A 13926-nucleotide genomic window follows, 5' to 3' on the forward strand; every position below is an offset into this window, starting at 1 on the left:
GGGGTTTGTAAAAAAATATTTATTAGAAGACGGTGAAACCTTTATGCATATGTCCTGCTTTGAAAGCGCTGCTGTGCAAAAGAAATTATTCGCTTTGCCATTGTTTTAAAACGTTCCGGGAAGAAAGAGAAGCCAGCAGCCCGAAAGAGCCTTTTTAAAACGGGAAAGCTAAAATTAATAGATTCCACAACCGATGATGAATAGCTCAACAAAAGAGATCCCATGATGTCACAGAATCCTTTTTGTTTAAACACTTAAACAAAAACTACATGAACAAAGAACAGCAAAAACAAACTTCCAAACACTGGCATGAAGCCTTTGGTACAGAAGCTTTAAAGGATAGTTATGATAATTATCTTCATGATGATTTTAAAGCTGAATTTTTTAATGGCAAACAGGTGAATAAAGCCGAATATATAAAGCAGGACCAGCAATTTGCGCAGCTGTTAAAGCCCAACAGAATAACAGTTACAGAGCAGGTAGCGGAAGATGATAAAGTTGTTTCCGTTATGACCTGGGAAGCCACGCAGGTGGCAGACATGCCCGGTATCCCTGCTACCAGCAAAGCCTTTAAAATAAACGGCATTGCCATTGATTATTTTAAAGATGGGAAAGTGATCAGGCATTTCCCGTTATTCGACCAATTGGAAATGATGAAACAGCTGGGTGTTATTTCCACACCTTTATCGCATTGAACCTGGTAAACTATTCAGAGAATGTGTCATAACCTGCGATTGCAGAAAACAAACGGCGGCCGATCCGATGGCCGCCGCTTTCTGAATCCGAAAGGAATAAGGTTTGATTACCGGCGCAGCACGATCGCCTTGCTCCAGGCGGCAAAGCTTCCGTTGTCACCCGCTATTTTCACCAGGTAAGTGCCAGGCTTCAGGTTAGCTAGTGTAAATGAGCCGCTTTGCGTCGCTGTCAGTGATTGTACGAGGCGGCCCTGAAGGTCGTATAGGTATACAGAAGCGCCGGTTTGGTGCAGCGCCAGGTTGACCTTAATTGTTCCATCAAATGAAGGATTGGGCGCTATGGTATAAGAAAAGCTGTTGGTAATGCCGGGTATCAGCACGTTACGGCTTACTTCAGCTTGCTGGTCTGCGCTTTCCATCTTTAAGCGATAAAGGCTTATATCCGTAAATACATTTTTGTCACTGGTTTCATAGCTCAGCTCTATATTGGCGGCTTGCCGGGCCTTTTCGTAAGCAACATCTTCCCAATCGCCGTTACCGCTTTTTCGCTGTACGGTATAGCCGGTTATGTCTGCTGTCTGCACAGCGCGCCACTTCAGGATCACATTTCCCCCCATTCTGGCGCCTGTAAAATCGATCAGCTTCACCGGCAATACCGTGGCGTTGCAGGTATTGAGCACCCGCTCGATCAACGCATTGGAAACTGTGGTCACTACATTGTTGGTGTTGGTCAACGTCATGTTTTTGGCAACGATCCACAGGTTATTGAGCTTTTGGGGCAGGTTGGTGGCGTAAGGAGCGGGGTAGGTCAGCACTCCGGAGTAAAATGGGGTACCGGAGGTAATGGTATAAGGGCCTGCATCTGACAGCACTTTGGTATCCAGTGAGGCATCAAAGAAGTTATCGCCATTATCTACGTATACATCCGTCTGGAACGATAGCTGCTGTATGCTGGTGGTAGAAACCGTATAAGCGTATGTGTTCGATACACCTATCGGCTGGCAAGTGAAATCAGTGCTGATCGTGGGATCGTTGACCAGGAACGAAAAGCCCTGCATAGAACATTGTACCGCGGGATTGGTGCTGTTGGCATTGCTTGACCAGGCATCTCCGGTAAAATTGATCTGGTTGCCACAGGCGCCAGGCACTATAAGCGTCAGATTATTGATGGTATATCGGTAGATATTCTCCGCGTCATTGAGGACAACTCTGTTGTAGGACAGGCCATCAGAGGCATCTTTTACCTGGTTAATGGCCGGAGGCGTGGCATCGTCGATACCGGGATCGGGGCCATAAGTGGTCATAAAGACCTGGTTAGCCGGGGCTGTTGGATTATTGTTGACCACATCGTTATCGATAATGATCGTTGCCAGCGCATCGTTGAGAATATTGTTTTCTTTGGGCTGATTTTGTGTGCTGTACGTATGTACCGTATAATCCTGGGTGCGCCAGATATGTACAAAAATGATCTTATTGCCGTTGTTAATATCGATTTCAAAGCCGAGATTAAGGTTAACTACGCAATTACCGTCGACATTCGTGGTTACAGAATTAAGCTCTACAGTGGGATTTAGAAACTGGCATTGGGCTGCAGCTAAAAAAGGCATGAACAAGATGCTGCAAAACAGGGCAAGAAATGGTAATGAAGCTTTCATGGTGTACATTTTTTAAAATGAGAAATAGGGTTATGGGTACATGAAACATTTAATTTTTAATAACAAAAATTTAAATTGACAATTCATTTGTTAGTTGTGTAGTAATAAACAACAAAATTATTGCGGTCTTTACCATGCATTAATAGGCAGCTTTTATTTTTTAAAAGCATGTTTTATACATTATCAGGTATGCTATATTTGATAAGCCCCTTGTTTAAGCAAAAAAATGGGGCAGGAGAGAGACTCATTTTGCACTGCAGCTAGAAAGGATATACCAGTTGTCTTAGGACTATAAATTCCTTAGCAGACAAGTGTCTGCAGGTATATTTTTTTGATGCGTTCACGCGCATAACTTGCTGGTTTACAAAATGGCAATTGTCGCATGAAAATGGTTGATAAGAGGGGCCATCGACAGGAACACCATGGGTTGATGAGGTCAGCCAAAGCCAGCATAGCCGCTATTTTATTCGAAAAGTTCTATGCGGACAGATGTTCAGAACGCACTTTACTTTTTAAACAACCTGGTAAGAATGGTGTAGGTAGAATTGATCTTAGCCGCATGGCCCGGGAGACCGGGTTGGATATGTTAAAAATGTAATAAATGCCTGTTCGTAGTTTCGTCTTTCTCAAATTTTCTCGTCTTTATCTTTAGATTGCATCTTTTATGAAAAAAATCATTGTATTCTTCAGCGCTGCGTCCCTGCTTTTTTTGAATGCCTGCGTGGTGCAGCGTACCGCCGGTAATAGCGGAAAGGTCCCTCCCGGGCAGGCCAAAAAAGCATACGGAAGCCAGTCAGCAAAACCCTTTGCACCAGGACAGCAAAAAAAACGCTAGTGTTCACCTAAAATGTGTAATTATGAAAAAGAGACCATTAGTCCTGGGCCTTTGTGTATTGGGACTCCTTAGCCTTTTAGCCTCCTGCAAAAAAGATGATGCGCCGGCCGGAACGGCAACGATGAACATTCACCTGACAGACGGTCCCGGTAATTATGATGCCGTGCTGATCGATGTTCAGCAGATCGAAATCCATTCGGACATTAACGGGTGGGTAACCGTAAATCCTGTGCACCCCGGTGTCTACAATCTGCTGGATTTCAGGAACGGAGCGGACACCTTACTCTGCCAGGCACAGCTTCCTGCCGGAAATATCTCGCAGATGCGCCTTGTTCTTGGCAGCAGTAATTCGGTAGTAGTAGATGGCGTAACCTATCCTTTGTCAACACCTTCAGCGCAGCAAAGCGGGCTGAAATTCAATATCCACCAGGAGCTGGTCCCTAACGGGTCCTATCATTTCTGGATTGACTTTGACGCCGGGCGCTCTATCGTAAAAACCGGGAACGGCGCTTATAGCCTTAAGCCTGTGATAAGAACCTATACAGAATTGACCAACGGTAAAATTAAAGGCTATGTGCTGCCCCCGGCGGCAGATGCAACCGTATATGCCATTAACGGAGCGGATACCTTCAGCGCTATACCAGCAGCAGACGGCTATTTCCTCTTCTGTGGCTTACCGGAAGGCAATTATAACCTATGGTTCGATGCGCTTGATGCCACCAATTACCAGGATTCACTGATGCCCAATGTGCCTGTCACCTTCGGCAATATAAATGATGTGGGCATCGTCACGCTGATACAATAATCTGGTGGCGGGCGTATATTTCCTGGTACTATATGACTTGCAGGTATAGGCGAAAATAGTGATCAAACAAAATCCCCGGCCTTTTTCTAGACCGGGGATTTTCTTTTAATACGCGGCTTTTTAGACAGCCTCATTGATGAAGCGTAAAGCATTACAAGCGGTACCGGAAACCTAAAAATCCTTTGATACCTTGTAAGGGCGCATAGTTGTATTCGGTATCGAAGGTATAGCCATTGGGATTGGCTACCGGGTCGTTGGCACGCTTATCGAAGGGGTCGAAGGACCGCATAAGAGGGCTGTCGTGAGGTACATAGTTCAGTATATTCTTTACGCCACCATAAATTTCCATATTGCATTTACTTTTCCAGGTCACCTGTATATTGGCCAGGCAGTACCAGGGCGAATAGGCCGCACGGTAATCTGCAGGCTGTACCGGCAATCGCATAGGGCCATAGTATTTGCCTGTAACATCTACAGAAAATCCTTTGGGTAAGGTATAGCTCAGCAGGAAGGTTCCCGACCAGGCCGGAGCAAACAGCTGCTGCTTTTTTTGTTGCCTGCCCCGGGCATCCTCTTCCGTTTCGTAAACATCCATATAGGTTATGCCGGCCATTACCCGCAAAGGAAAAGTAAAGTTAGCGTCTGCGTTAAGTGAAATTCCCTGTGAAATGGCGTGTCCCCTTAGATTGTCGTATATGATTTTATTGGGGTCGGTATCAAAATCTCCAACGATCTTATTGGTGAAATACGAATAAAAGCCTGTGGCATCTATGTTCAGGAAGCCGGCATCGAATGGAATTTTCAAAATGTAATTGAGATTGCCGTTATAAGACCGCTCGGGATGCAGTTCCTCTGCGATGATCACTTGCCTGGCGCCGGTAAGAGCGGCATGATCTTCGGTAAACAGGTTTACGACCCGGTAGCCGGTGCCCAGGCTTATCCTGATGGTATGGATATTACTGGCGGCAAACTTGTAGGCCAGCCGGGCGAATGGATACTGCCATGATGCTTATCGTAGTCGTACCGGTACCCGGCAAGCAACGTATTCTTTGCATCGATCGTCCATTCATCCTGGACGAAAATGCCAGGCAGCGGTGTTTTCATAGGTTGGTTGTCTTGCTGAATCGTAGCGGTTCCCGGGGTATTGTCGTCGTAATAGGTGTAGCGCATAGAAGCGCCCAGCAGGAAATTGTGCTGCTTGCGCTGGCCGAAATACTTGTCCCAATATACCTGTCCGAACAGCACTTTCTGGTTGGCCCTATAAGGTGTATAGCCATAGAACGAGTTTTGATCGTGGTTGTTGAAAGAGAATTGGGTAATGATCCTTTCCTGCACCGGAAGCTGATACATACCAATAAGCTCTAGGCGACTGGTATAAATACTCTCGCCGTAAATGCTATCGCTTCCGCGCCAGCTGCTGTTCCAGTTCATTTGCCCGCCCCACCGGTCTTCGTACACATACCTGGCCGCCAGGCTTGCTATCCGGTTCTCTTTTCGGGAGAGGGACCATTTGCTGAAAAGAGATATCCTGTTTTGCAGCGTTACGTCTGCAAATCCGTCGTGATTGTTGTCCACAGGATGCTGATAATTGAAGTAATTCACGCCGAGCAGGCTTTGAAGTTTTTCTATCTTGAATTTTACAGAGACATCGGCATTGTATTCCTGCCATGTGGTACCATACAGGTCTGCACTAAAAACAGGTGCATGGGTTGGATTTTTTGTGATTACATTGATCGTGCCGCCCATCGCTTCTGAGCCGTAGAGAGACGATGCCGGCCCCTTTACTACTTCAACACGGTCTACCAGGCTATTGGGTATGCCGCTTAAGCCATATACCGAAGACAGTGAGCTGACGATCGGCATGCCGTCAATGAGGATCATGGTATAAGGTCCGTTCATGCCATTGATATGGATATCGCCGGTATTGCAGACGTTGCAATTGATCTGCGACTGAACGCCATTGATCATGCCCAGGGCATCGAAGAGGCTGGGCGTAGGGTTCTTCCTGAAAAAAGCCGACGTATATACCTCTACCGGAACGGGGCTTTTCGATCTGCTTACTTCTTTCAAAGTGCCGGTTACCACTACTTCATTCAGGTCTGAGGTATTTGCCTGCAGCTGAAAATCAAGGGTAGCGGTGCCTTCTGCTACAATACTTACTGCCTGGGTCTTTTCGCTATACCCAATGGCCATTACCGATACGATGTAATTACCGGCAGGGATACCGGAAAGCGTATAATGGCCCAGGCTGTCTGAAAGTGTTCCCTGGTCGGTACCTTGCAACGATACCGAGGCATAGGGTACAGCCGCTTCACCGGCATAGACCTGTCCTTTCAGTATACCCGGGTGCTGAGCAAAGCAGTGACCGGCAAAAAGGATGGTTACAATCAGTAATATAGGTTTCATAAGTATAATAACCGGAACAATAAAGCAGGATAGTTAAGATCGACCTGGGTCCTGTTTCTAATTCCTCCCGGAGGGTTTATTGTTGGAGAAATGCACTACCTGCGCAAAGCATACCCATGTGCAGGTTAACGATCGGGGTATATGAAGGCAAGCACAGGGCGGTATCCGAAGACTATGATGAAGACGTACTTTTGCGGTTCCCTGTAAGTGTTTGTTTTTTTGAATGACCTCGTTTCGTTTTCCAAAGGCTTATATTTCAGCGGGAAAGAGATCTTCTTCCAGCCACACCCCATTGCAAGAGTAAGCTGCCGTTTCCGCATCTGATAAGAGACACTGCTCCAGCTGCCTGGCATAAACTTCCGGCTCAAGGTGCTGGCCGATGAAGACTAGCTCCTGCAGTCGATCGCCCCACTGCTTGTGCCAGCGGCCTTCTATTTCTTGCTGATGCTGAACAAAGGAAGGGTAGCGGAGCCGCTCTCCCAATGGCATGCTTGCCCACCATATACCAGCGTGCTCTACCCGCAGGCTTCCGCCGGCCTGGCTGAAATGGATAGCCATACCTGGCCTCGACGCCAGCCAGAAAATTCCTTTGGCACGGATGATGTTTACAGGATAGTCCTCATTAAGGAATTTCCAGAGACGCCCTGGATGAAAGGGCTTCTTGTGGCGGAATACAAAGGATGATATACCATATTCCTCTGTCTCCGGCGTATGCTTATCGGCCAGCTCCCTGATCCATCCGGCTGAAGAGGTCGCCTTATCAAAGTCGAAGAGACGGGTATGAAGTATCTCTTCAGGCGCTATTTTGCCGGCAACCGACCTCAGTATCTTTGCGTCCGGGTTTAATTTTTTAACGGTAGCCTCCAGCAGACCAATTGTTTCTTCTGTTACCAGGTCTGTTTTGTTCAGGATGATCACGTTGGCAAACTCGATCTGATCGGTAAGCAGGTTAACGATGGTTCTGGTATCGGTTTCCGCTTCATTCATGTTGCGGTCGGAGAGCGTATCGGTCGTGCTGAAATCCCTGAAAAAATTAAAGCAATCGACAACGGTCACCATTGTATCGATGTAGCTGAATGCCGAAAGATCCACGCTGCCATCATCGCTGGTAAAGCTGAACGTTTGCGCTACAGGTACCGGCTCTGAAATACCGGTACTCTCGATCAGTAAATAATCAAAACGGGCCTCCCTGGCCAGCTTTTCGACTTCCACCATCAGGTCTTCCCGAAGCGTGCAGCAGATACAGCCGTTGCTCATTTCCACCAGCTTCTCTTCCGTTCTCGATAGCGTATTTTCTTTCGCCACCAGCTGCGCGTCAATATTGACTTCGCTCATGTCGTTAACGATTACGGCGACTTTTAACCCCTCTTTATTATGAAGGATGTGATTCAGTAAAGTTGTTTTTCCGGCTCCTAAAAACCCGCTGAGAACGGTAACCGGCAGTTTGTTTTTTTGTGCGAGATCCATGTCTGTATGAGATTATCGAGTGATATTGTCCATTTTTATCCCCGGGCTGCGACCTCCAGCCAGGATATGATGTTGTGCAAATGGCGCAAGCCATAATGAGCTATAAAGGCACGCGTTTCCGGATGAGCCGGCTGCCTGTATATCTTTAGGCGTTCTTCTGCAAAGCCTGCAGTCAGCGCGATGCCGCATTGTACTGTGATGCAATAGTGCCATTGCTGAAAATTCTGAGGGATCATTTATTAATGCAATTGAGTTGCAATAATAATACTTTTTAATTAATGCAACTCAATTGCATTAAGTAATTTTCATAAAAATTACCTTTGTGGACAAATTCCGTTGTACAGAGTGATGAAAAGAAGAAATACCCCGGTTAAAGCCGCTGTTTTGGCCTTACTGGAAGAATCCGATACAGCATTAAGCCAGGATATGATTGAACAGCAATTGACGATCTCCGCGGATAAGGTGACGATCTATAGGGTGCTCAATCGTTTTTGTGAAGATGGTATAACGCATAGAGCCATTTCGGAAGAAGGGAAAAGTTATTATGCGTTGTGCAGAAGCTGCGAACACGAACACCATACACACGATCATTTTCATTTCAGGTGCCTTTCCTGCGATCGTGTAGAATGCCTTCGCGAAACCATCGCCGTTAAATTACCTAAGGGCTACAAAGGGGTAAATATGAATTGCTGGATTTCTGGCTACTGCCGTAGTTGCAGGCATGCTGTTGCCTAGCATCAGATACCGGTGGTCGGGAAAGGCCTGCAGCGATGAATGATTGAGGAAGGGGACTTTATTTGTTGGCTAATTAAGTATATTATATTCCAAGTATGCCCTTAAACACCGGAATGGTAGCATTATTGGGTGCAATCCGGTATCTCCTTTACGATAACTTCACGCTCCTCCAAAAATCTCGCCTCAGACTCTTTGTTGGCGAAGCTCTTGTACATGGAGTAATCGGCTCGAAGAAAGAATTTGTTTTGTGGGGGGGCGGATTTTGTAAAGAATTTGGTACCATGGCTGGGTCTTTGAATGTTCGTATTCGACCCGAAGTCTTCAATAAGAGCCAGGTATTCTGGCTTGATCAAGCCCTCCCGCATTGCTTTGTACAATATTGGCCTGAACAAAGTATCACCCTGCCGGCGCGCCTGATAATTGTGGATCACACTAGGCGGTGATCGTCTGCTTTGTCAAAACGAAGTATTTTAACTTAAGTGAAAAAACGGGATCGCAGGAGTGCGGACCTTTGTTCCGGAAATGTAAAAACAATCTATCATGACATCCACACATCCATCTGCCTTCAGTGCTTCCGGCGAGGCTGCCGAAAGAGCCAGGTCATTACAAAAGCTATATTTTTTTCGTGCAGGGTTTTCCATTGCCTGGGTGATCCTGGTCGTCGCTTTGGCCAAAAACAATACGACGATTGCAACGGCGCTGTTCATCGTCTACCCGGCATGGGACGCCGTAGCCACTTACCTGGATATCCGGGCCAACCTGCCTGCCGCGGATAAGATGCCGCAGTACGTTAATCTGGCAATCAGCATCGCCACGACGATAGGTGTAGCGCTGGCCCTGCAAAGCGGTATCCCGCAAGCCCTTATCGTCTTTGGCGCCTGGGCGGTAATAACGGGGCTTATCCAGCTGATACTGGGCTTGCGCAGGCGCAGGCAGATGGGCGGCCAGTGGCCGATGATCATCAGCGGCGGTCAGTCGATGCTGGCCGGAGGAGCCTTTATTGCAATGGCCCACACGCCCAACCAGGGCATCACAACCCTGGCCGGCTATGCTGCTTTCGGCGCCTTTTATTTCCTGCTCACGGCGATCCGGTTGTCTAAGACCATCAAAGCCGCTCCTGCAATGTAAGCAGGGCAGGGGCGGTTGTCGGTTCAGCTTGCATGATCATCAGTCTGGTTATTCTTCAACCGTTTCCTGATCCGGCTGAGGGAGGGATTGGTGATGCCCAGGAAAGAGGAGATATGATAGGCGGGGATGCGTTCTATGATATTGGGATGTTCCTCCAGGAGCCTGAGAAATCTTTTCTCATGAGAGAAGAAGACAAACTCTTCGGTCCTTGATTGTGCATAAGCAAAGAAAGTTTCTGCCAGCAGCCTGCCGAACTTTCCCCAATTCGGATTCCGCTCATACAGGCCATTAAGATCCCGGTAGGAGATCTGGATGATCTCCGAATCTTCCATGGCCTCAATGTAATACCAGCAGGGGTTTTGCGAGATGAAGCTCCTGAAGGAAACCACGAACTGGTTTTCTGAAAAGAAGAAGAGATTTTTCTCCGCCTGAGTCTCAGGGTCGCTGTAATAGATCCGGAAGATGCCCTTTACGACGAGGCCAAGGTCGGTGCAGACCATGCTTTGCATATTGAAGAAATCGCCTTTGGCAATCTTTCGTGGCTTCCAGTACGCCAGGCTTTCGGCAATGTCTTTATCTGTTAAGGGGGCAAAGTTCCGCAGGTATTGCGTTAAGATTTCATTTTTATTATCCATGCGGGGACATTTTATCGGTCAACATCTTATGCAGCCTCCACTTTTCTGGAGAAGAACGGGCTAATTTAGGGATCCCCGATCTGCGAAATGTTTACTTAAGTTAAAAATGTACGTGAATTTAAGAAAGGAATCGCAGGATGGCTTAAGTTTTCGCTCGATAAAAGGTTGAAAATGGCCTGTCACATGAAGGGACAGGCCATTTGTTTTTGTTGAAGCTTTTGTATCCGGGACCACTTGTGTCCTAGAAGGTGCGGGGGCAAACGGTGCAATCAATACAGCCGGTATTGCCGATCGGCGGCATGGGCTCATCATCGCACCACCGGGAAGCGCATTCAGAAACGGAGAAGCAGCCGCCCAGCGGATCTACGGACCAGGTCGGTATGGCGCCGCCTTGTATCCTCTCTTTTTCGTTGCGGGTCAGGTTGGTGATCGTCTTTTTGTTCAGCTGCAGTTTGGCTGCATGGGTTTTGATTTTTTTCATCTTATGATTTGGTTGGATTAAGGTAACAGAACCGGCATGGTCCTGATGCTGCAATTTATGATTTCTACCCGATAATGTTTAGCCGGGATATGCCGGTTTCTTTTCACTGATCGGTTTGCTGCGCGATGCATGGGCAACGCGCCCGGTCCGGGTCTAGGTGCTGAGCAAGGTAATGCCCTCCAGGTTGGCATTACCGTTTTTCAGGAAGGCATAGGTCATCCGGTCCACCTGGGAATCTATAAACCGGATCCGTTTCAGGCTTCTGCATTTAAAGAAAGTATTGATCAACGTTGCGTTCCGGAAGGTCACGCGCGTAAAGGCACAATTCTCGAAAGCGCAATCTTCCAGAGTACCTTCGAAGATGATATCGGCCAGCTGTACAGCATTAAAGGAGGTATGGTTCAAAATAGCATGCAGCATATTGCATTTCTCTATGCCGCCCGACCTGATCTTGGCCCCGGTAAAATCGGCCCCGGAGAAATCGCAGCCGCTGGCATAGCTTTCCAGAAAGGTGACTTCTTTCCAGGAACAGTCTGTAAATATATTGCCCGACAAATGGGAAGCCTGGATATGGCTGTTGCTGAAGTCGGAGCCGGAGAAGTCGCAGCTGTCGACATTATTTCTTTTCAGGAGCAGGCCCGATAAAACAGAACCTATAAACCGGCAGCGCTGCATGTTGGAAGAGCTGAACTTTTCATGCAGGTTCTTCAGGCCCGAGAAGTCGGCATCCACCCAGTTGCCGCGCGACATATCCCAGCTCAGCTTTTTCTCCTGCTTTGCAGGGGTTAAAGCGGCCGTTTGCTGGTCTGCAGCAAAAGTTTTTTCTGCGACGGCCGAAGGGAAATTTTCCGAGAAATAATTAAGGTCTACCCCCAGGATTTCTGCGAGCCGGCTAAAGGTAAGGATGTCCGGGATGGATTCGCCCCGTTCCCATTTGCCTACCGCCTGAGGGCTGATAAACAGCTGCTCGGCAAGCTGCGCCTGGGACATGTTTTTCTCTTTGCGTGCTCCGGCAATTTTGTTGCCCATGATCTTAGCTTCCATATTATAATGTCTTTTTGTTTTATATTTTCGACACTGCAAAGGTATTTTCCATTGTCACGGCAATCAGCAAAAAACACGCTCCTCTTAGTTGTAAGGCCGCTACTCCTGGTTGTATCGGGCAACCAGCGGTAGTATAAAGGCCAAAATTGAATTTTTACTACATTTATTCCCTGGTATCCGGTCACTGGTATCGGCTAACATTATCATCAGTGATCAGTGTTTTCAACCGTCTGAAAAGGACTGTCATTGCGGCCCGACCCGCAGTCTCCTTGAGACGCAGATCCCGGATCAGGGTCCGGCGTGACAATTGCGTTCGGGGTCAACGATTGGCTGTTTTTATCTTAAGACGCAATCCGTTTACATACTTCTATAGAAAGGCTGGGTTACTATTCTTTTTTTACCGGCATTCTCCTGATCAATAGCAGTACACACAATACGCCTGCAAAGCAGGCCAGGGCCGACACTTGCAGGATGCGGGCATAAGCCCGGATAAAGGACTGGTGGTAATACTGCCGCACGACAGCCTGTCGCTCGGGAGACAAGGTGGAAGGAGCATGCGCATCGCCGAGGTTGACCGCCTGGGCCTGTATCGTTCGTTGTTCTGTAGCGGTAAAAGTATCGCCGGATACCAGCTGCGCCAGGGTGCTGCTGAAGAGGAGCACCGCCATGGCCCCGAAAATAGCATTGGCAAACACGTTGGAGACCCGCGTTAAGGCATTGTTCACGCCGGAAGCCGTACCGGAATAAGCATCGCTAACCGATCCCATTACCGTAGCGGTAAGGGGCGCCACGGTAAGCGACATGCCCAGGCCCAATGTCAGGATACCGGGGAAAAAGCTGGTCCAGTAATCCCTGGCGCCACCGGTCTGCTGCACGAAAGAAAGCAGCAACAAGCCGAGACCAGCCAGGCCAGGGCCGGCGATGAGGAAAAGGCGTGGGCCGTATTTGTCGGCGAGGCCGCCGGTAAAGCGGGCCAGCAGGATCATGAGTATCGTAAAGGGCAGGAAAGTAAGCCCCGACTGCAGCTGGCTGTAGCCCTGCACCTGCACCAGGTTCAGGCCGAGAAAAAGCATACCCGCGCCCAGCCCGGCATACAGGAAGAACGTAAGCAGGTTGACACCGCTGAAGACCGGGTTGACAAACAGCCGGAGCGGTATCATAGGGTGCCTGCTCCTTTTTTCAATAAGGATAAACAGGACAAACAGGGTAAGGCCTGCGGCAAAGGCCAGGTATACCTGCGGATGGCTGAAGCCCAGGGCCGGCATGCGCAGGAAGCCGAACGTGAGCAGGGCCATGCCGGAGGCGACGGTAAGTGCTCCGGCAATATCGATCGAGCGGTCTTTATCCTCCGCCCTGATCTCCTTCACTTCCTTCCACAGGATGAAGAGCGCTGCAAGGCCTATGGGTATATTGATGAAGAAAATATAGCGCCAGAGCCCGGCATCGCCCAAAGCACCGCCCAGTATGGGACCGCCGAGAGTGACGGCCGTTGTGACCGAAGACCAGGTGCCGATGGCCTTTCCCCTTTCCTTTTCATGAATGGACGAAGAGATGAGCGACAAGCTGCCGGGGATCATGAAAGCGCCGCCAAGTCCCTGCAGCAGCCGGAACAGGATCAGCTGGAACACGCTGCCGGCAAAGCCGCACAAAGCCGAGCCGGCCACGAACAGCGCAATGCCATACATGAACACTTTCTTCCGTCCCAGCTTATCGCCCAAAGCGCCACCCACCAGGATGAGGGATGCCAGCATGAGCAGGTAAGCATTCAGGATCCAGAAAATATCGGCGCCGGAGGCACGAAGACCGGTCTGCAGGGAGGGTAACACCACATTGAGCGCAGTGCCATCGATAAAGGCCATGGCAGAGGCCATAATGGCTGCTGTCATGATCCAGGCACCTTCCCGGCTTTTAAGCGCAACGGTCATCGGTTTTGGTTTAGATGCTTAAAGTTACGGCGCTATTCCGGATCAAAGTACAGTAAGGAAAAGAAGCTGTCTCCTGCGCTTGTTTGCACAAACATAGGAGACAGCCCTTCATTGT

General features: G+C 48.5%; 12 protein-coding genes. 4 read left to right on the top strand and 8 right to left on the bottom strand.

Going from position 1 to position 13926, the window contains the following annotated elements; translation table 11 throughout:
• Nucleotides 1–269: 269 nt before the first annotated feature.
• Complete coding sequence (locus DZC79_RS03170; RefSeq protein WP_118950107.1) at nt 270–695, top strand: ester cyclase; 426 nt, start codon at nt 270–272, stop codon at nt 693–695.
• 107 nt (nt 696–802) lie between these two features.
• On the opposite strand, the gene DZC79_RS03175 is transcribed toward DZC79_RS03170, so the two are convergent.
• Nucleotides 803–2350 (bottom strand): T9SS type A sorting domain-containing protein, encoded by a 1548-nt coding sequence (locus DZC79_RS03175; RefSeq protein WP_157976884.1) that lies wholly within the window; start codon nt 2348–2350, stop codon nt 803–805.
• Nucleotides 2351–3207: 857 nt separating this feature from the next.
• Here DZC79_RS03175 and DZC79_RS03190 point away from each other — a divergent pair.
• Nucleotides 3208–3990: a DUF4382 domain-containing protein gene (locus tag DZC79_RS03190; protein WP_157976885.1), complete on the top strand. Its 783-nt coding sequence runs from the start codon at nt 3208–3210 to the stop codon at nt 3988–3990.
• Nucleotides 3991–4141: 151 nt separating this feature from the next.
• Here the strand turns inward: DZC79_RS03190 and DZC79_RS21720 are convergent, their stop codons facing one another.
• From DZC79_RS21720 to DZC79_RS03200, 3 genes are all read right to left on the bottom strand, one after another.
• Nucleotides 4142–4972, bottom strand: coding sequence for a TonB-dependent receptor plug domain-containing protein (locus tag DZC79_RS21720; protein WP_198666786.1), 831 nt, complete (start codon nt 4970–4972; stop codon nt 4142–4144).
• Nucleotides 4927–6396 (bottom strand): TonB-dependent receptor, encoded by a 1470-nt coding sequence (locus DZC79_RS03195; protein ID WP_198666754.1) that lies wholly within the window; start codon nt 6394–6396, stop codon nt 4927–4929. Before DZC79_RS03195 ends, DZC79_RS21720 begins: the two co-directional genes overlap by 46 nt.
• A gap of 249 nt (nt 6397–6645) precedes the next feature.
• Nucleotides 6646–7863: a GTP-binding protein gene (locus DZC79_RS03200; RefSeq protein WP_118950112.1), complete on the bottom strand. Its 1218-nt coding sequence runs from the start codon at nt 7861–7863 to the stop codon at nt 6646–6648.
• Between the two features lie 348 nt (nt 7864–8211).
• On the opposite strand from DZC79_RS03200, the gene DZC79_RS03210 reads away from it, so the two are divergent.
• Both DZC79_RS03210 and DZC79_RS03220 read left to right on the top strand, forming a co-directional pair.
• Entirely contained in the window at nt 8212–8598 is a 387-nt protein-coding gene (locus DZC79_RS03210) for a Fur family transcriptional regulator (protein ID WP_118950114.1), read from the top strand.
• A 540-nt stretch (nt 8599–9138) separates the two neighbouring features.
• Nucleotides 9139–9726, top strand: coding sequence for a hypothetical protein (locus tag DZC79_RS03220; protein ID WP_118950116.1), 588 nt, complete (start codon nt 9139–9141; stop codon nt 9724–9726).
• Nucleotides 9727–9749: 23 nt separating this feature from the next.
• Here the strand turns inward: DZC79_RS03220 and DZC79_RS03225 are convergent, their stop codons facing one another.
• From DZC79_RS03225 to DZC79_RS03240, 4 genes are all read right to left on the bottom strand, one after another.
• Nucleotides 9750–10361: a Crp/Fnr family transcriptional regulator gene (locus tag DZC79_RS03225; protein WP_118950117.1), complete on the bottom strand. Its 612-nt coding sequence runs from the start codon at nt 10359–10361 to the stop codon at nt 9750–9752.
• Nucleotides 10362–10602: 241 nt separating this feature from the next.
• Complete coding sequence (locus DZC79_RS03230; RefSeq protein ID WP_118950118.1) at nt 10603–10842, bottom strand: class I lanthipeptide; 240 nt, start codon at nt 10840–10842, stop codon at nt 10603–10605.
• Between the two features lie 153 nt (nt 10843–10995).
• On the bottom strand, nt 10996–11886 hold the full coding sequence (locus DZC79_RS03235) for a helix-turn-helix domain-containing protein (RefSeq protein ID WP_118950119.1): 891 nt from the start codon (nt 11884–11886) through the stop codon (nt 10996–10998).
• Between the two features lie 386 nt (nt 11887–12272).
• The gene (locus tag DZC79_RS03240) at nt 12273–13811 is read right to left on the bottom strand and encodes an MFS transporter (RefSeq protein ID WP_118950120.1); all 1539 of its coding nucleotides are present in this window, start codon (nt 13809–13811) and stop codon (nt 12273–12275) included.
• Nucleotides 13812–13926: the final 115 nt, after the last annotated feature.

This window comes from Taibaiella helva (assembly GCF_003545695.1).
Taxonomy (GTDB): Bacteria; Bacteroidota; Bacteroidia; order Chitinophagales; family Chitinophagaceae; genus Taibaiella; species Taibaiella helva.

Bases quoted from the DNA above. Each gene is read 5' to 3' on its own strand.
- DZC79_RS03220 (WP_118950116.1), top strand. From the start codon at position 9,139: ATGACATCCACACATCCATCTGCCTTCAGTGCTTCCGGCGAGGCTGCC.
- DZC79_RS03210 (WP_118950114.1), top strand. From the start codon at position 8,212: ATGAAAAGAAGAAATACCCCGGTTAAAGCCGCTGTTTTGGCCTTACTG.
- DZC79_RS03225 (WP_118950117.1), bottom strand. From the start codon at position 10,361: ATGGATAATAAAAATGAAATCTTAACGCAATACCTGCGGAACTTTGCC.
- DZC79_RS03230 (WP_118950118.1), bottom strand. From the start codon at position 10,842: ATGAAAAAAATCAAAACCCATGCAGCCAAACTGCAGCTGAACAAAAAG.
- DZC79_RS03195 (WP_198666754.1), bottom strand. From the start codon at position 6,396: ATGAAACCTATATTACTGATTGTAACCATCCTTTTTGCCGGTCACTGC.
- DZC79_RS03190 (WP_157976885.1), top strand. From the start codon at position 3,208: ATGAAAAAGAGACCATTAGTCCTGGGCCTTTGTGTATTGGGACTCCTT.
- DZC79_RS03200 (WP_118950112.1), bottom strand. From the start codon at position 7,863: ATGGATCTCGCACAAAAAAACAAACTGCCGGTTACCGTTCTCAGCGGG.
- DZC79_RS03235 (WP_118950119.1), bottom strand. From the start codon at position 11,886: ATGGAAGCTAAGATCATGGGCAACAAAATTGCCGGAGCACGCAAAGAG.
- DZC79_RS03175 (WP_157976884.1), bottom strand. From the start codon at position 2,350: ATGAAAGCTTCATTACCATTTCTTGCCCTGTTTTGCAGCATCTTGTTC.
- DZC79_RS03240 (WP_118950120.1), bottom strand. From the start codon at position 13,811: ATGACCGTTGCGCTTAAAAGCCGGGAAGGTGCCTGGATCATGACAGCA.
- DZC79_RS03170 (WP_118950107.1), top strand. From the start codon at position 270: ATGAACAAAGAACAGCAAAAACAAACTTCCAAACACTGGCATGAAGCC.